At 63.5% G+C, this 17,513-nt stretch carries 14 protein-coding genes; 7 read left to right on the forward strand and 7 right to left on the reverse strand.

Annotated features, from left to right (window positions below; genetic code table 11):
* Window positions 1-81 precede the first annotated feature (81 nt).
* The gene (locus AC07W7_RS08855; protein WP_076960806.1) at window positions 82-1,392 is read right to left on the reverse strand and encodes an MFS transporter; all 1,311 of its coding nucleotides are present in this window, start codon (window positions 1,390-1,392) and stop codon (window positions 82-84) included.
* 170 nt (window positions 1,393-1,562) lie between these two features.
* On the opposite strand from AC07W7_RS08855, the gene AC07W7_RS08860 reads away from it, so the two are divergent.
* From AC07W7_RS08860 to AC07W7_RS08870, 3 genes are all read left to right on the forward strand, one after another.
* Entirely contained in the window at window positions 1,563-2,663 is a 1,101-nt protein-coding gene (locus tag AC07W7_RS08860; RefSeq protein WP_169866647.1) for a sugar diacid recognition domain-containing protein, read from the forward strand.
* 115 nt (window positions 2,664-2,778) lie between these two features.
* On the forward strand, window positions 2,779-3,927 hold the full coding sequence (locus AC07W7_RS08865) for a glycerate kinase (protein WP_495039132.1): 1,149 nt from the start codon (window positions 2,779-2,781) through the stop codon (window positions 3,925-3,927).
* A gap of 60 nt (window positions 3,928-3,987) precedes the next feature.
* The gene (locus tag AC07W7_RS08870; RefSeq protein WP_076960811.1) at window positions 3,988-4,500 is read left to right on the forward strand and encodes a GNAT family N-acetyltransferase; all 513 of its coding nucleotides are present in this window, start codon (window positions 3,988-3,990) and stop codon (window positions 4,498-4,500) included.
* Here the strand turns inward: AC07W7_RS08870 and AC07W7_RS08875 are convergent.
* Window positions 4,488-5,189 (reverse strand): aspartate/glutamate racemase family protein, encoded by a 702-nt coding sequence (locus AC07W7_RS08875; protein WP_495039133.1) that lies wholly within the window; start codon window positions 5,187-5,189, stop codon window positions 4,488-4,490. The genes AC07W7_RS08870 and AC07W7_RS08875 overlap by 13 nt on opposite strands.
* Window positions 5,190-5,305: 116 nt before the next feature.
* Between AC07W7_RS08875 and AC07W7_RS08880 the strand changes: the two genes are divergently transcribed.
* On the forward strand, window positions 5,306-5,800 hold the full coding sequence (locus AC07W7_RS08880; RefSeq protein ID WP_495039134.1) for a hypothetical protein: 495 nt from the start codon (window positions 5,306-5,308) through the stop codon (window positions 5,798-5,800).
* 58 nt (window positions 5,801-5,858) lie between these two features.
* On the opposite strand, the gene AC07W7_RS08885 is transcribed toward AC07W7_RS08880, so the two are convergent.
* On the reverse strand, window positions 5,859-6,080 hold the full coding sequence (locus tag AC07W7_RS08885; RefSeq protein WP_495039135.1) for a cbb3-type cytochrome c oxidase subunit 3: 222 nt from the start codon (window positions 6,078-6,080) through the stop codon (window positions 5,859-5,861).
* Window positions 6,080-7,507 carry a cytochrome-c oxidase, cbb3-type subunit I gene (gene ccoN / locus AC07W7_RS08890; RefSeq protein ID WP_197881707.1) on the reverse strand — a complete coding sequence of 476 codons (1,428 nt, stop codon included), beginning with the start codon at window positions 7,505-7,507 and terminating at the stop codon, window positions 6,080-6,082. The genes AC07W7_RS08885 and ccoN overlap by 1 nt, the downstream gene beginning before the upstream one ends.
* Window positions 7,508-7,746: 239 nt before the next feature.
* On the opposite strand from ccoN, the gene AC07W7_RS08895 reads away from it, so the two are divergent.
* Window positions 7,747-9,417, forward strand: coding sequence for a nitrite/sulfite reductase (locus AC07W7_RS08895; RefSeq protein WP_169866594.1), 1,671 nt, complete (start codon window positions 7,747-7,749; stop codon window positions 9,415-9,417).
* A complete protein-coding gene (locus tag AC07W7_RS08900; RefSeq protein ID WP_076960821.1) occupies window positions 9,414-9,908 on the forward strand; it encodes a DUF934 domain-containing protein in 495 nt (164 codons plus the stop codon). The genes AC07W7_RS08895 and AC07W7_RS08900 overlap by 4 nt, the downstream gene beginning before the upstream one ends.
* 25 nt (window positions 9,909-9,933) lie before the next feature.
* On the opposite strand, the gene AC07W7_RS08905 is transcribed toward AC07W7_RS08900, so the two are convergent.
* Entirely contained in the window at window positions 9,934-12,252 is a 2,319-nt protein-coding gene (locus AC07W7_RS08905; RefSeq protein WP_495039136.1) for a tetratricopeptide repeat protein, read from the reverse strand.
* A gap of 192 nt (window positions 12,253-12,444) precedes the next feature.
* On the opposite strand from AC07W7_RS08905, the gene AC07W7_RS08910 reads away from it, so the two are divergent.
* On the forward strand, window positions 12,445-13,116 hold the full coding sequence (locus AC07W7_RS08910) for a DUF3313 domain-containing protein (protein ID WP_076960823.1): 672 nt from the start codon (window positions 12,445-12,447) through the stop codon (window positions 13,114-13,116).
* A gap of 79 nt (window positions 13,117-13,195) precedes the next feature.
* On the opposite strand, the gene AC07W7_RS08915 is transcribed toward AC07W7_RS08910, so the two are convergent.
* Both AC07W7_RS08915 and AC07W7_RS08920 read right to left on the reverse strand, forming a co-directional pair.
* Entirely contained in the window at window positions 13,196-15,685 is a 2,490-nt protein-coding gene (locus tag AC07W7_RS08915) for a spermidine synthase (RefSeq protein ID WP_495039137.1), read from the reverse strand.
* Window positions 15,686-15,864: 179 nt separating this feature from the next.
* Entirely contained in the window at window positions 15,865-17,451 is a 1,587-nt protein-coding gene (locus AC07W7_RS08920; RefSeq protein WP_076960825.1) for an arylsulfatase, read from the reverse strand.
* Window positions 17,452-17,513 lie beyond the last annotated feature (62 nt).

Below are 17,513 nucleotides of genomic sequence, written 5' to 3' on the forward strand. Positions count from 1 at the left end.
CCCCCCCCCCCCCCCCCCCCCCCCCCCCCCCCCCCCCCCCCCCCCCCCCCCCCCCCCCGCTCCCACATTTTTTGTGCCGTGTCAGGCCTTCAGGGTACGGGTCATGCGCAACGCCAGCACACTACCCGCGACAATCACCGCCGCCAGCAGGTACAGCGCCAGGTCGGTTGACCCGGTGGCATCCTTCACAAAACCCACCACGTACGGGCTCAAGAAGCCCGCCATCTGGCCCATGGAGTTGATCAATGCCAGGCCACCCGCTGCAGCACCGGCGCTGAGCATAGCGGTGGGCACCGGCCAGAACATCGGCAAGCCGGTGAGGGCGCCCATGGTGGCGATGGTCAGGCCGAGGATCGCGATGGCCGGGGTGGTGGCGAAGTTCACCGCGATGATCAGGCCGACAGCGCCCATCAGCATCGGCACCACCAAGTGCCAGCGGCGCTCCTTGCGCAGGTCGGCCGAGCGGCCCACCACCAGCATGAACACTGCCGCCAGCAAATACGGAATTGCACTGAGCCAGCCGATTACCAGGTTATCGCTAAAGCCCATGTTCTTGATGATCGACGGCAGCCAGAAGTTGATGGCGTACACGCCGCTCTGGATGCAGAAGTAGATCAGGCCAAAGGCCCAGATTGCCGGGTTCTTGAACACTTGCAGCAGCGAATCGGTAGTGGTCTTGGGCTTGTTGGCCAGGTCGGTGGCCTGGTCGGCTTCAAGCACTGCGCGTTCATGGGCGGTCAGCCATTTGGCGTTGGCAAAGCTGTCGCTGAGCAGGAAGTAGGCGAGGGCGCCAAGGATCACCGTGGGCACACCTTGCAGCAGGAACATCCACTGCCAGCCCGCGAGACCGCCCTGGCCCGCCGCGAAGTGGTTGAGGATCCAGCCGGAGAAGGGGCTGCCGAGCAGGCCCGACACCGGGATCGCCGACATGAACAGCGCCATGATCCGCCCGCGGCGGAAGGTCGGGAACCACTGCGAGAGGTACAGCACCACGCCGGGGAAGAAGCCCGCCTCAGCGGCCCCGGTAAACAGGCGCAAGGTGTAGAAGTGGGTCGGTGTGGTCACAAACAACAGGCAGGTGGACAGGGTGCCCCAGGTGATCATCATCAGCGCAATCCAGCGCCTGGGACCGAACTTGGTCAGCGCCAGGTTACTCGGCACGCCGCACAGCACGTAGCCGATAAAGAAGATCCCGGCACCGAGGCCGTACACGGTCTCGCTGAACTTCAAGGCGTCGAGCATCTGCAACTTGGCAAAGCCGACGTTGACGCGGTCCAGGTAGTTGAACAGGTAGCAGATGAAAATAAAGGGGATCAGGCGCAGGGTGATGCGCTTGTAGACGGCGTTTTTGTCGTCATCGTTGGCCAGGGTAGCGGCGGCGCTCTGTGACATGGTGTTCTCTCTTTATTATGATTTTTCGCGATGCGCGGGTAACGTTGATCGCCCCAAGAGTCTCGGTCACGGGACGGTGCCGTGTCTTTGTGCCCCCGCACAGCGATCCATCCATTGCGCTGTGCCTTTGACCAATCGCTTAATGCAGCGCTTTCAAGGAATTTAGCCCCATGTTCGAGCTCGATCATGACCTGGCGCAGGACATCGTCAATCGCACGATGGCCATTTTGCCCTATAACGTCAACGTCATGGACAGCCAGGGCCTGATCCTTGGCAGCGGCGAGCCGGAGCGTATCAACACCCGCCATGAGGGCGCGCAATTGGTGCTGGCCAACGGTCGCGTGGTGGAAATCGACAGCCAGACCGCCAAGCACCTCAAGGGCGTGGCGCCGGGGATCAACCTGCCGCTGCTGCATGACCAGCGCCTGATCGGGGTGCTGGGCATCAGTGGGGAACCGCAACTGCTGCGCACCTATGCCGAACTGGTGCGTATGACCGCCGAGATGCTGGTCAGCCAGCGCCATCAACAGGCCGAGCAGCAATGGCGGCGCCAACGTTGTGATGATCTGCTGGCGCTGCTGCTGGCCGACAGCGGCGAATCGCCGCGCCTGGTGGATGAGGCCCAGCAACTGGGGCTCAAGCCGCAATTGTCGCGCACCCCCTATCTGTTTGAGTTGGGCCCGGGGCAGACCGCCGAAGCCCTGGCGGCCTGGCTGGCCTCCCGTTACCCGGACAGCTGGTGCGTCAGTTCTGCACAGTTTTCGTTGTTGTGGTGCCGCCCGGCCTCGGTGCCGATGGATAACCCGCGCCTGCTGGAAAAACTCGATGCTGCGGGCTGGAACATCCTGCGGGTCGCCGTGGGTGGCCAGGCCGATGGGTTGGCCGGCTTGCGCCGCTGTTATCGGCGCGTGGCGGACTTGCTCGCCTATGGCCGCGACATACTGCCCCAGTCGCGCCTGCTGACCCTCAATCGCTACCGCTTGCCGGTGATGCTCTGGCGCCATCGCACCGACGATGCCCTCGATGAGTTGCTCAACCCGTTGCGCAAGGTCCTGGCCAAAGACAGCAACGGCCAACTGCAGGCCACGCTGCGCAGTTGGTGCGAGCACGATGGGCAAAGCCAGGCCTGCGCCGACGCCCTGGGCATCCATCGCAATAGCCTGCGCTACCGCATGGAGCGCATTGCCGAACTGAGCGGTGTCGATCCCCTGACCCTGGACGGCATGCTCGCGCTGTACCTGGGGGTGCAGCTGTTGCCCCAATCCCTGTAGGCGCCGGCACTTTTGTAGAAATGAACAACAAACCCCAGCCACGCTTGTGCATCGGACAGGCGTCATTGCCGGTGCCAACTGGCAGCATGGGCGTCATAAAAACCGGAGAAAGCCCATGAAAGTCATCATCGCCCCCGACTCGTTCAAGGACAGCCTGAGTGCCGAAGGCGTGGCCCAGGCCATTGCCGAAGGCCTGGCTGAGGTTTGGCCGCAGGCCGAATTGATCCAGTGCCCGATGGCGGACGGCGGTGAAGGTACGGTGGCGTCGGTCCTTGCGGCCTGCCAGGGCGAGTTGCGCAGTTGCACCGTGCAAGGCCCGTTGGGCGGCACCGTTGAGGCGCGTTGGGGCTGGTTGGCCGAGAGTGCCACGGCAATCATCGAAATGGCCGAAGCCAGTGGCCTGCAATTGGTCGCGCCGGGGCAGCGCGATGCCTGTGCCAGCAGCACCTTCGGCACCGGTGAGCTGATCCGCGCCGCCCTGGATGCCGGGGCCCGGCGGATTATCCTGGCGATTGGCGGCAGCGCCACCAACGACGGCGGCGCTGGTGCCATGCAGGCCCTGGGCGTGCAACTGTTCGACGCCCAAGGCACAGCCCTAGCACGTGGCGGTCTGGCCCTGGCGCACCTGGCACGGATCAATCTTGAGCAACTGGACCCACGCCTGGCCCAGGTGCGTTTCGACATCGCCGCCGACGTCAACAACCCTCTGTGCGGGCCCCACGGCGCCTCAGCGATTTTCGGCCCGCAAAAAGGCGCCAACCCACAGCAGGTCGAGCAACTGGACCAGGCCCTCGGCCATTTTGCCGAGCACTGCGCCCAGGTCTTGCCCCGGGACGTGCGCGACGAGCCCGGCAGCGGCGCCGCCGGTGGCCTGGGCTTCGCCGCCAAGGCCTTCCTCGGCGCCCGGTTCCGCCCGGGTGTGGAGGTGGTCGCCGACCTGGTGGGCCTGGCAAACGCCGTGCGCGACGCCGACCTGGTGATCACCGGCGAAGGCCGCTTCGACGCCCAGACCCTGCGCGGCAAAACCCCGTTTGGCGTGGCGCGGGTGGCCAAACAGCACGGCGTGCCGGTGATCGTGATCGCCGGCACCCTGGGCGAGGGTTACGAGCAGATGTACGCCCATGGCGTCGACGCCGCGTTCGCCTTGCCTGGCGGACCGATGAGCCTGGAGCAGGCCTGCAGCGAAGCGCCGAGGCTGTTGCGCGAGCGGGCGGCGGATATTGCACGGGTGTGGCGTCTGGGCGCGCAACGCAGTGGCGGATGACAGCACTCGCTATCGCTGCCTACACTGGCCGGCCACTTGTCTTTCAAAGGATGAAACACAATGCCTACACCTGACCCCAAGATCGTGATCCAGCGCTTTGCCGAACCCCATCTCGAAGGCATGCGTGCGCTCTACAACGAACCGGCCGTGTGCCGTCAGGTGCTGCAGATGCCGTTCCAGTCACTGGAGGTGTGGCGCAAGCGCCTGGCCGATACCAATGAGCGACTGCTCAGGCTGGTGGCGGTGCAGGCGGGCGAGGTGATTGGCAGTTGTACCCTGGAGCAATATGCGCGCAGTCGGCAAAGCCATATCGGCGGCATTGGCATGGGGGTGGCGGTGGCCTGGCAGGGCAAGGGCGTGGGCACTCAGTTGTTGGGCGCGGCGCTGGAGGTGGCGGACAACTGGATGAACCTGCGCCGGGTGGAACTGACGGTGTACGCCGATAACGAGCCGGCCCAGGCGCTGTACCGTAAGTTCGGTTTCGAGACCGAGGGCCGGCTGCGTGATTACGCCGTGCGTGACGGCGTCTTTGTCGATGCCTTGAGCATGGCCCGCCTGCGTCAGACCGCCTGATCGCCCAGGGCAAACGCCACCGCAGCCTGCGCATGCAGCGCGGTGGTGTCCAGCAACGGCAGGTCGCTGTGCTCGGGCTTGATCAGCAGGCCGATCTCGGTACACCCCAGGATAATCGCCTGGGCGCCACGGGCCGCGAGGTTGGCGATGGCCTGCTGGTATATCTGGCGTGAGGCTTCGCTGATCACTCCGACGCACAACTCTTCATAAATGATCCGGTGCACGGCGCAGCGTTCTGCTGCGTCGGGCACCAGTACGTGCAAGCCCTGGGCCGCCAGGCGCGCCTTGAGAAAGTCCTGTTCCATGGTAAACGCCGTGCCCAGCAGGCCGACCGTCAGGGTCTGGGCCTGCACCGCCGCCGCGCCCGCCGCATCGGCAATATGCAGGAACGGCACCGACACGCAGGCTTCGATCTGCGGTGCCAGCAGATGCATGGTGTTGGTACACAGCACGATGCAGTCCGCACCACCGGCTTGCAGGCGGCGTGCGGCGTCTTGCAGGATCAGCGCCGCGTCATCCCAGCGCCCGGCGTGCTGGGCTTGTTCCACCGGGCCGAAGTCGACGCTGTACAGCAGGATCGGTGCCGAGCGCAGCGGCCCCAGCCGGTCGCGTACCTGCTGGTTGATGATCCGGTAATACTCGGCGCTGGACTCCCAGCTCATGCCGCCGATAAGGCCGATGGTGCGCATGCAAAGCTCCTCAAGCTGTGGGGCAAAAGCCACACCTTACCCAACACGCGAGCGTTAGTCATACGCGCCGCTGCTGCATCTGCCATGATCGTTGTTTGCCCCCCGAGGAACACCGCATGGACGATGTACAGCAACTGGGCGAGATGCTTCGTCATTACGCCGACAGCGAAGCGCACAAGCGCCAGCAGTTCGAGGTGCAGTCTGCCCACTGGACCCGGAAAATCACCGAGCTGTATGGCCACATCGAGCAATGGCTGGCGCCGGTCAAGAGTGATGGGTTGCTGGAGGTGCGGCGTGAAGCCTATGTGGCGTCCGGCCCGAGCGTGCCGGTGGAGACTTCGACCTTCAAGAGCGAGAAGCTGACCATCGAGATTGCCGGCAAACCGGTGGAGTTCGTGCCGGAGGTGATGGGGGTGGGTGGGTTGATTGCGTTGTCGGTCATGGGCCTGACCGCTGCCCGTTACGGCAGCATATCCCTGGTACTGCTGCCGGGCTCCGATGACTGGCTGTGGAAGAAAACCAATGGCCTGAAAGACCCGGACACCTTCGCCTTTGATGCCAACTTCCTGGCCTTGCAGTTGCAGAGCCTGATTCCGCGCGAGCGCGGCTGATCCCCAAGCCAATGTGGGAGTGGGCAAGCCCACTCCCACACAAGCCCAACACTTACCTTCAGACCTCTACATTACCCCAGCCCGGCCTGGCCTCTTCAGGCGCCACCGCCTTGACCGGCTTGCCCGTCGCCAACTCCACCCGCCGCGCCACCTCCGGGTCGTCGGCGAACGGAATCAGGCTCGCCTCATCCAGCTCTGCTCCAGACTGGTCCCGCAGGCAGTATTCCACGGCGCCATACAGGCAGATCACCGCCGCTAGGTTAAAAATGACCTCCCACATCAGGCGATCTGCGCATCACGTTGCGCCACCTTCAAGTCGGCCACCCGCACGGTGCGCCAGGTGTTGTAGGCCATCAGCAGCATGCCGCCGAGGAAGAACACCCCACCGGCAAACCGCACCACAAACCCCGGGTGGCTGGCCTGCAAGGCTTCGACAAACGAGTAGGTGAGGGTGCCGTCATCGTTGATCGCCCGCCACATCAGGCCCTGGGTGATGCCGTTGACCCACATCGAGGCGATGTACAGCACCGTGCCGATGGTGGCCAGCCAGAAGTGCAGGTTGATCAGCGGTACGCTGTACATCTGCTCGCGGCCGAAGATTTTCGGGATCATGTGGTACAGCGAGCCAAAGGTGATCATCGCCACCCAGCCCAGGGCGCCGGCGTGGACGTGGCCGATGGTCCAGTCGGTGTAGTGGGACAAGGCGTTGACCGTCTTGATCGCCATCATCGGCCCTTCAAAGGTCGACATGCCGTAGAACGCCAACGACAGCACCAGGAACCGCAGGATCGGGTCGGTGCGCAATTTATGCCAGGCGCCCGACAGGGTCATCATGCCGTTGATCATCCCGCCCCAGCTGGGTGCCAGCAGGATCAGCGACATGGCCATGCCCAGCGATTGCGCCCAGTCCGGCAGCGCGGTGTAGTGCAGGTGGTGGGGCCCCGCCCAGATATACAGGGTGATCAGCGCCCAGAAGTGCACGATGGACAGGCGATAGGAATACACCGGCCGCCCGACCTGCTTGGGCACGAAGTAATACATCATCCCCAGGAACCCGGTGGTCAGGAAGAACCCTACCGCGTTATGCCCGTACCACCACTGCACCATGGCGTCGGTCGCCCCGGAATACACCGGATAGGACTTGAACCAGTCCACCGGGATCGACAGGTGGTTGACCACGTGCAACATGGCGATCACCACGATAAACGCGCCGAAGAACCAGTTGCCTACATAGATATGCTGGGTCTTGCGCTGCACCACGGTGGTGAAGAACACGATGGCGTAGGCCACCCACACCACAGTCATCCACACCGCGCCGGAGAACTCGATCTCGGCGTATTCCTTGGTGGTGGTGTAGCCCAGGGGCAGGGTGATCAGCATGATTACGATCACCGATTGCCAACCCCAGAACGTGAAGGCGGCGAGCCAGTCGCTGTACAGACGCACCTGGCAGGTGCGCTGTACCGCGTAGTAGCTGGCGGCAAATTGCGCGCTGCCGGCAAAACCGAAGATCACCAGGCTGGTGTGCAGCGGTCGCAACCGGCCGAAGGTGGTCCAGGGCAGGTCCAGGTTCATGTCCGGCCACACCAGTTGCGAGGCGATCCACACGCCCATGGCCATGCCGATGACGCCCCATACCACGGTGGCGATGACGAATTGACGGACGACCTTGTAGTTATAGGCCTGCCCGGTTGATGCTGTGCTCATGGTCAGTCTTCCATGGTTTCAAGTCCCGGGCACTGTAGGAAATCCATGAAAAACAAAACAGGCTCAGAAAAACTACATTAATACGGATCAGAATTTATCCCTTAAAACAGGGGGTATTCCATGGCTGATATGGTTTTTTAGTTTTTAGCTGAATCTGTGACGTCTTGAGCTGTAGGTGCATAGTCGCCCCCATAGAAACCGCTGCCGTCGAGCGCGGTCAGCCATGATGAGGTAGCGAGATGTATCGGTACGATGAGTACGACCGGGCCCTGGTCTTCGAGCGTGTGGCGCAGTTCCGTGACCAGGTCGAACGGTTTGTCGCTGGCGACTTGAGCGAAGAAGAATTCCTGCCGCTGCGCCTGCAAAACGGCCTGTACCTGCAAAAACATGCCTATATGCTGCGGGTGGCGATCCCCTACGGCACCCTCGGTGCGCAGCAACTGCGCACCCTGGCGAGCATTGCCCGGGATTACGATCGCGGCTACGGTCACTTCACCACCCGGCAGAACATGCAGTTCAACTGGATCGAGTTGCAGCAGGTGCCCGACATCCTCCAGCGCCTGGCCGAAGTCGACATGCATGCAATTCAGACCTCGGGCAACTGTGTGCGCAACATCACCACCGAAGCCTTTGCCGGGGTGGCCGCCGACGAGCTGCTGGACCCGCGCCCGCTGGCAGAAATCCTGCGGCAATGGTCAACCATCAACCCCGAGTTCCTGTTTTTGCCGCGCAAGTTCAAGATCGCCATCTGCTCGGCACGCCAGGACCGGGCGGCGATCATGATGCATGACATCGGCCTCTACCTGTACCAGGCTGCCGACGGCCAGATGCTGTTGCGCGTGCTGGTGGGCGGTGGCCTGGGGCGCACGCCGATCCTGGGCTTGCAGATTCGTGACGGCTTGCCCTGGCAGCACCTGCTGTCGTATGTCGAGGCGGTATTGCGCGTGTACAACCGCCATGGCCGGCGCGACAACAAGTACAAGGCGCGGATCAAGATCCTGGTCAAGGCCCTGGGCATCGAGGCGTTTTCCCGGGAAGTGGAGGAGGAGTGGCAGCACCTGCGCGATGGCCCGGCGCAACTGACCGAGGACGAGTACCAGCGCGTGGCCGCAGCCTTTGTGCCACCGGACTATCAGGCATTGCCCGATACCGACCTGGACTTTGGCACGCACATGGCCGACAGCCCGGCCTTCGCCCGCTGGGTAACCCGCAATGTGCAGCCGCACAAAGTGCCGGGCTATACCAGTGTGGTGCTGTCCACCAAGCCGGGGATTGCCGCGCCGCCGGGCGATGTGACGGCCGAGCAGATGGACGCCGTGGCGCAGTGGGCCGAACAGTTCGGCTTCGGTGAAATCCGCATCGCCCACGAACAGAATATCGTGCTGCCGGACGTGCCCAAGGCGCGGCTGCATGCCTTGTGGACCCTGGCCTGTGAGCAGGGGCTGGGCAGCGCCAATATCGGCTTGCTGACCGATATCATCGCCTGCCCCGGCGGCGACTTCTGTGCCCTGGCCAATGCCAAGTCGATCCCCATCGCCCAGGCGATCCAGCAGCGTTTCGACAACCTCGACTACCTGCATGACCTGGGCGATATCAGCCTGAATATCTCTGGCTGCATCAATGCCTGCGGGCATCATCACATCGGCAATATCGGCATCCTGGGCGTCGATAAAAACGGCAGCGAGTGGTACCAGATCACCCTGGGCGGTGCGCAGGGCAAGGCCAGCGCGCTGGGCAAGGTGATTGGCCCCTCGTTCAGTGCCGCACAGATCCCGGATGTGATCTCACGTCTGATCGCCACCTACGTGCGCTACCGGGAAAGCGACGAACCCTTTATCGACACCGTACAACGCATCGGCCTGGAGCCGTTCAAGGAGCGGGTGTATGGCAGCGTGGTGCAGCCGGTATGAACAACCTATTGAGCCTGGAGCAGGGCGTGGCGGCGATCAAGCACGATGACCCTTGGACCCTGGTGCGCGATGCCGAAGGGCCGCTGCCCGAGGGCGCGCTGATTCTGCCGCTGGCGCTGTGGCTGAGCCGGCGCATTGCACCAGACCCACCGCAGGACGCGGTGTGGCTCGGCCCGGATGATGACGTGGAACACCTGCGACCGTGGCTGGATGCATTGCCGCTGATTGCCCTGGATTTCCCCAGCTTTCGCGATGGCCGTGCCTACAGCCAGGCCTATCTGTTGCGCACCCGCATGGGCTGGCAGGGGGAGTTGCGGGCGGTGGGGGATGTGCTGCGCGACCAACTGAGCCATATGCGCCAGTGTGGTTTCGATGGGTTCGCCGTGCGCGAGGACCGCTCGGCCGCCGATGCGCTCAAGGGCCTGGCGGGCATGAGTGTGAGCTATGGCCGCTCGGTGATTGAGCCGCGGCCGTTGTTTCGCCGGCGGTAGTCCTCTGCCTGCCGCCGGCGCGTTGCTATTTCAAGGCCGGGTCGGTGGGGTTGAGTTTTTTCCAGCTCTGCATCACCTGCTGCGCCTTCGGTTCCTGGCCGTTCTCCAGGTAGTACTGGATCAGCGACAACCGTGCATTGCGGTTATAGGGCTGGCGTTGCAGCAAGGCTTCCAGTTGCTGGCAGGCCTTGTCGACCTGGCCACCGTCATGCAACGCCACCGCCAGCACAAAGCTGTATTGCCCGTTGTCCGGTTCCAGGCGGGCGGCCTCGCGCAGGTGCGTCAGTGCTGACGGGGTGTTGCCCTGGCGAATCAGCATCAACCCCTGGGTATGTTGCAGCAGCGCCGCCTCAGGGTGTTGCTTGAGGCGATCGGCCAACAGGCGGCCGGCTTCTTCGCGCCGGCCGTTGGCTTCCAGCCACTGGGCGAGGGTCACCAGCGCCGGGTAGAAGTCCGGGTCGCGCAGCAGTGCCGTGCGCAGTTGGGCTTCGACCTGAGCGGCGCGACCGCTGGCCTGGTACAGCATGGCCAGGTTGAGGTTGGCTTCGGCGCGTTCCTGCAGGCTGAGTTGCACGTTTTCGTATTCACCGATGGCTTGCTCCCAGGCCGGGCCCAGGCCTTGGGCCGCGACGCTGAGCAGATCCCGCGCGGCAAGGATGCGCACCGCACGCACCGGGTCCTTGAGCAAGGGGCCATACAGCGCCACGCGTTCGGCGGGTGGCAGGAAGGCGCTGACCGCCCGTAGCGCACTCTCGCGCACCTGCGGGGCAGGGTGGCCCAGGTCCTTGGTTGCCAGCTTCAACGCCTGTTCGCTGGGGTAGTTGGGCAGCTCGACCAGCAGCGTGGCGCGTTGGATAGCCGGCAGGTTATTGCGTGCCAACTGCTCATACAGCGCCTGCGCCGCCCCCGGCTGGCCACCGCGAATCAGTGCCAGGCTTTCGTCGTAGCGGGGGGCCTGGAGCGCCTGGCTGTGGTCCCACAGTTTGAATTGCGCAGTGATCTTGTCGCCGGCCTTGCCTTGGTGGCAGGTCAGGCAGGCGTCCGGGGTGCCGAGCCTGGCGGCGCGCTCGGGGTTGGGAAGGCTGAAGCTGTGGTCATGGCGAAAGTCATTGCCCATGTAAAACTTGCCGGGCATATGGCAATCGACGCAAAACGACCCGGGTTGCCCGGCGACATGGCGTGTGTGTTCTGGCGCCTCGTAGTTCTTGGCCTGCAACCCACGGCCATCGACCGTGGCCACAGCAGTCTTGCCCGCCGTATTGTGGCATTGCAGGCAGACGCCATTGCCGGGGGCCTTCAACTGGTTGCTATGGGGGTTGTGGCAGTCGGTGCAGCGCACGCCCTTGTCGGCCATCTTGCTCTGGGCGAAGGCGCCGTGTTCAAACACCTCATCCTTGATCTTGCCGTCCAGGGTATACAGCTCGCGGGTCAGGACGCTGGGAAGGTAGTCGTCCATCAAGCGCTTGCCCACGCGATAGCCATCGCCCAACGGTGCCCGGCGCGCATGGCAGCGGGCGCAGGTTTCGAGTTCGACGCTGGCGTCCTTGTCCTTCAAGTCCACGGCAAAGCCGGCATGCAGCAGGTCACCCTTTTTCGCCGCCCATTGCACATGGTTCGACGCCGGGCCATGGCAGGCCTGGCAGCCGACGCCGAGGCTGTTCCACTGGCTGTCGAAGCGGTTGTTGACGGCATCGAAATTGCGCTGGTAGCCGGTGGTGTGGCACTCCACGCACATGAAGTTGGCGTTCTGGTTGGGTTGGCTCCAATGCAGTGGGTTCTTGAAGTTCACGCCTTGGCCGGGGTAGAGGTGAAACCAGCGGTTTTTTTCGGTATCCCAGGCCACGCCCAGGGCCTGCAAGCGCCCGTCGCCGACCTCGATCAGATACTGCTGCAAGGGCGTGATACCGAAGGTGTAGGCGACCTTGAAGTCTCCAGGCTTGCCATCGGCACCCGGGGTATTGACCCAGAACTCATTGCCCCGGCGAAAAAAGCGGGTGGTTTCGCCTTCGCCTTTGAACGACGCATGGTTGAAGTCGGCCGGCACGGTTTCAGGCGTCGCCTGCTGCATGGCCAACTGATGGTGAGAACCTTGCCAGTCCTGGGCCTGGGGCTGATGGCAGGCCTGGCATTGTTGCTCGTCCACGAGCTGCGCCGGCGGCATCGCCACTGGCTTGGCCACCGTGGCCACCGGCGTGGGGGCCAATAACTGCGGGGTGGGCGTACTGGCCTGGAGAAACAGCCAGATCCCGAGCATGGCCAGCAGCAAAACGGCAATCAGCAAGGGGTATAGGTAACGATTGGGTGAATCACGGTGGGCTACGTTTTTGTTGTTAGGCTTGGGCATGCGGCTTCCGATGTCCTGGGGCATTGACGCACTAAGGCGTGCTTAAGCTAGGTGCAGCTTTGACGCCGGCACGGTGTATGTCAATCGAGGTACAAAAAAAGCACACGAGTAGTGTGCCAATAGGCTATTTTTCCCGAGTTGGCTATACCTGTTAATTCACGTCTTGATGATAAATACCAAGGAGTCGCACCAATGAAGCTAGGGCTAATGATCAGCACGCTGTGTATTGCCTCACTCGGGGTGACTGGCTGTGCAAGTAAAGTCCCCCAGCCGGACGAGTATTCCGGGTTTCTTTCGGACTACAGCCACTTGAAGGAAGCCAAGTCGCCATCGGGCGCAGAGGTGATGCGCTGGGTCGATCCCAAGCTGAATCTGAACCGCTACACCTCGGTGTATATCGAACCGACCCAATTCTTCCCCAAGCCCCAGGCCACGGCGCAAATCCCCGAAGACACCTTGCGTAGCATCAACGAGTACTACAACCAGGCGCTCAAGCGTGAGCTGGTCAAGTCCCTGCCATTGGCCAACGCCCCGGGCCCGGGCGTGATTGTGGTCCGGGCGGCGATCACCGCAGTCAGCCGCAAGACCGAAAGCCTCAAGCCCTATGAGTACATCCCGGTGGCTCTGGTGGCCGCTGCGGTGAGTACCGGCACCGGGATTCGCGACCAGGAAACCACCCTGGGCACCGAGGCGCAGTTTCTCGATGGCGACAATGGGCGGGTGATTGCCCAGGTTGTGCGCAAAGGCACCGGCAAGCCCCTGGACAATGACAGCCAGGTGATGAAAGCGTCGGATGTGAAGGGTGTGATCGATGGCTGGGCGGCGGATTTGCATCAGTCCTACGCCAAGTTCAAGGCCAAATAACGCGCGCAGGCTTGTTGTGGTTGTGGCGAGTGGGTAAACCCGCTCGCCACACCAATAGGCTGATGGTATGCCGGTTTAGTCAATCCCCGACAAACCACCGGTAATACGGATTGGCCCCATCCCCCTGCAACACCTGCCGGATATCCCGGCTCCAGGCTGCACGATCACCGTCATAGGCGTGCAGGCTGGCGCGGTAGAACTGCATCAGGCGTTGCTGCTCGGCATCCAGGGTCCGCAAGAAGGCCGCATCGGCATTCAGCAACGGCGCCGGCACCCGCAAGTCGAGCAAGGCCGGCAACACCCGCTTGATCTCCTGGCTGCGCACCCACGGCGCATATTCGATGCGCGGCTGGTCATCGGTGACGGCCAGGGCCTGCCCGGCAAAACGCTGCAGCCCATTGCGATCAGTGACCCAGGTTGCCAACAGGGTCGGCGCCGAATCAATGCCGACCTCGGCCAGGGCGCTGCGTACCGGGGCTTGCTCAAAGCGCTGGCGAATGCGCGCGGCGTCCAACTCGATCGGCTCCAGGGAACCGACTAACAGCATCTCGTGGAACTCGCTGGTCCACAGCGTGGCGTACGGGAACACATCGAGGAAGCTGCGCACCAGTGACTGCGAGTCTTCGATGTTCTGCGTCGGTAGCGGTAGCCACTGGGCCAGCAGACCGTGTTTTTCCAGGCGTCGTGCGGCCAGTTGGTAGAAGTCGCGCGAATACAGGTTGACCACGCCGGCGGCGGAGGGCGGTGGCGGTTCCAGGGTGATCAGGTCATAGGCCTGGGGGCTGCGCAGCAGTTCCTGGCGCCCGTCGCGCAAGCGCACCTGCACCCCGGGATCGCTGGCGGCGTTGTAGTTGCCCTTGAACAGCGGCGCCGCCTGCACCACGGCGGGCAGCAACTCGGCGACCACCCGGTGTTCCAGCCCCGGATAACGCAACAGTGCGCCGGCGGTGATGCCGGTGCCAAAGCCGATCACCAGCGCCGAACGGGGCTCGGCGTTATGGATCAGCAACGGTAGCAGGGCCTGGATACGCATATAGCGCAGGGACGGCATGGCATCGCCGGTATTGGACACGCCCTGGATATACAGGCGCTGAAAGGCCCGCGCGCCCTGGCCCTGGGTGACCACCGCGACCGTCGCGCCACGGCCTTCCTGGTAGAACGCCAGGCTGGCATTGCGTGCGCCGGGCAGCAGGTTGGCCAGGCGCTCGACCGGGGTCAGCAGGGCCACGGCCAATGACAGCAGGCCGAGAGCCGCCACTGCCTGGCGCCGGCCTTTTTTCACCCCATGGCCACGGCGCACCGCGATGTAACCCACCACGCCGGCAATCACCGCCAGCAGGCCCAGGGTGCGCACCAGGCCGAGCCAGGGGATCAGCACAAAGCCGCAGAGCATCACCCCGACAATCCCGCCCAGGGTGTTGAACGCCATCACCGCGCCCACCTCCCGGCCTATATGCGCGCCGCCCACACTCAGGCGCAGCGCCAGGGGAAACGCCGCGCCGAGCAACAGGGTGGGCACAAACACAATGCACAGGGCGGCCATGGCAAAGCGTGCGCTCATGCCCGGCAATTGGCTGCCACCCAGGCTCAGTACCAGCGCTTCGGCCTGGGTTTGCAACAGCACCAGCCACCGGCCCAGCAGGGCGATTTCCAGCAGGGCCACCAGCCCGGCCCCGGCGATCAGCAGGCCGAAGACGCCCCAGGGATCGCGAAGGCGTGCGACCCGGCGCGCCATCAGTTGGCTGCCGATAAACAGCCCGGCCAGGTAAGTCGCCAGCACCACGGCAAAGGCATAGGTACGGGTACTCATGAACTGCACGATGGACTGCGACCAGACCACTTCGTAACCCAGGGCCACGCCACCGGCGATGGCGTACAGCACCAGCGCCAGGCGGGCCGGCCGGGTCTTGGACGGAACGCTGAGCGACGTTGCACGATGACGCACGTACAACAAGGCGCCGACGGCGGCGAGCAGGTTGAGCAGGGCAGCCACCAGGGCACTGCCGCGCACGCCAAAGGTGGCGATCAGCACAAAGGCCGTAAGCAAGGTGCCGACGATGGCCCCGGCGGTGTTGGCCGCATACAGCCGGCCACCGGCCTGGCCCAGGTCCTTGGCATCGACATTGAGGGCGCGCACCAGCACCGGCAGCGTGCCACCCATCAACAGCGCAGGCAGGCCCACCAGGGCGAAGGGCAGGACCCAGGCCAACAGGCCGATGCGTTGTTCCAGCCAGGCAAACGGGCTGGCGGCCATGCCCAGGGCCAGCGTGGCGCTGACCCCGAGCACGGCGACCAGTATTTCCAAGACCGCGTACAGCAGCAGTGGCCGGGCGAGCCGATCGGCCCAGCGACCAAACAGCCAGCTACCCAGGGCCAGCCCGGCAAAGAAAGCACTGATCCCGGTGGTGATGGCATAGACCTCGACCCCGACCACCAGTGACAGCTGCTTGATCCAGAGCACCTGGTACACCAGGGCGGCGCTGCCGGAGATAAACAGCAGCAGGGCGGGGATCAGAAGGGTAGAGGCCTGGAGTTGGGCCAGGGGTTGGCTGGCTGTGCGTGAAGACATTGCAGATTGCCTTGTTCAAAGGGAACAACCATTGCAGAACTGGCGAAGAGGCCAGATGGAAACTGGGTTTGGTGTGGGGCAGGCTTGTGTGGGAGCGGGCTTGCCCGCGATAGCGGAGTGTCAGTCAATGTATTAGGTGGCTGATCCACTGCCATCGCGGGCAAGCCCGCTCCCACTTTTTATTGCGCCGGTGCCGCCTTCATTTTCTCGGCAATCTTCGCATCCACCGCCGCGCGAATCTGGTCGATGCTGAAGCTCGCCGGTTTCTGGCTGGGCGGGTAGTCGATGAAGGTTTCGAGGAAGGCCGCCGACTTGGTCACCGCGACGCCCGCCAGGTACACGTTCTTGGTGCTCCAGTCGTAATACTGGTCAGACACCACGTCCGCCCGCTCGTACGGGTCCATGCGCAAGTTGAGGATCTTCGGCACCCGCAGGCACACGAACGGCTCGCTCCAGACCCGGAAACCACCCGGCTGGCGCTGTTCGCAGAACACCACTTTCCAGTTGTCGAAGCGCATCGACACCAGCACCCCGTCGTCGTTGAAGTAGTAGAACTCGTTGCGTGCGCCCTTGGGTTGCTGGCCGGTCAGGTACGGCAGTTGGTTGAAACCGTCCAGGTGCACCTTGAAGTTGGCGCCGCCCGCCACCGGGGCCCAGCCTTTGAGCAGTTTGTCTTTGACTTGCGCGTCACCGGCTGCCGCGAGCAGGGTCGGGAACCAGTCCATGCCCGAGACCATCTCGTTGGAGACCTCGCCGCCCTTGATCTTGCCCGGCCAGCGAATGATCGCCGGCACCCGGTAGGCGCCTTCCCAGTTGGAGTTCTTCTCGTTGCGAAACGGCGTGGTCGCCGCGTCCGGCCACGAGAACTGGTTCGGCCCGTTATCGGAGGTGTAGACCACGATGGTGTTGTCGGCGATTTTCAAGTCGTCGAGGGTCTGCAAGAGTTTGCCGACGTCACCGTCGTGCTCCAGCATGCCATCGGCGTACTCGTTGCCGGGCATGCCGCTCTGGCCCTTCATCGAGTCGCGTACGTGGGTGAACACGTGCATGCGCGTGGTGTTCATCCAGACGAAGAACGGCTTGTCGGCCTCGGCCTGTTTCTTGATGAACGCCTGGGCGGCAGCAGTGGTTTCGTCGTCGATGGTTTCCATGCGCTTGGTGGTCAAGGCACCGGTGTCTTCGATCTTGCCGTCGGCAAAACTGTGGATCACCCCGCGCGGGGTGTTGGCCTTGACGAAGGCGGCGTCGTCCTTGGGCCAGTACGGGCGTTCCGGTTCTTCTTCGGCATTGAGGTGGTACAGGTTGCCGAAGAACTCGTCAAAGCCATGGTTGGTGGGCAGGTACTCATCGCGGTCGCCCAGGTGGTTCTTGCCAAATTGCCCGGTGGCGTAACCCAGGGACTTGAGCGCCTGGGCAATCGTGATGTCGCGCTTCTGCAAGCCCACCGCTGCACCGGGGATGCCGACCTTGGACAAGCCCGTGCGCAACGGCGTCTGGCCGGTGATAAAGGATGAGCGCCCGGCGGTGCAGCTGTTCTCCGCATAATAGTCGGTGAATATCATGCCTTCCTTGGCGATACGGTCGATGTTCGGCGTCTTGTAGCCCACCACGCCCATGGAATAGGCGCTGATATTGGTTTGCCCGATGTCATCGCCGAATATCACCAGGATATTCGGTTTTTCGGCGGCCAGGGCTGTTGCCCCACCCCCCATCACTGAAACCGCCACCAGGGCCAGTTTCGGTAGCCACTTACCTATGCGAGTCATAAGACCTGCTCCTATATCGGCTTGAGTCGCACTGCTGCGACCAACGTTTACTACAGTCCATC

The sequence above is a fragment of the Pseudomonas sp. GW821-FHT01D09 genome (genome assembly GCF_059422465.1).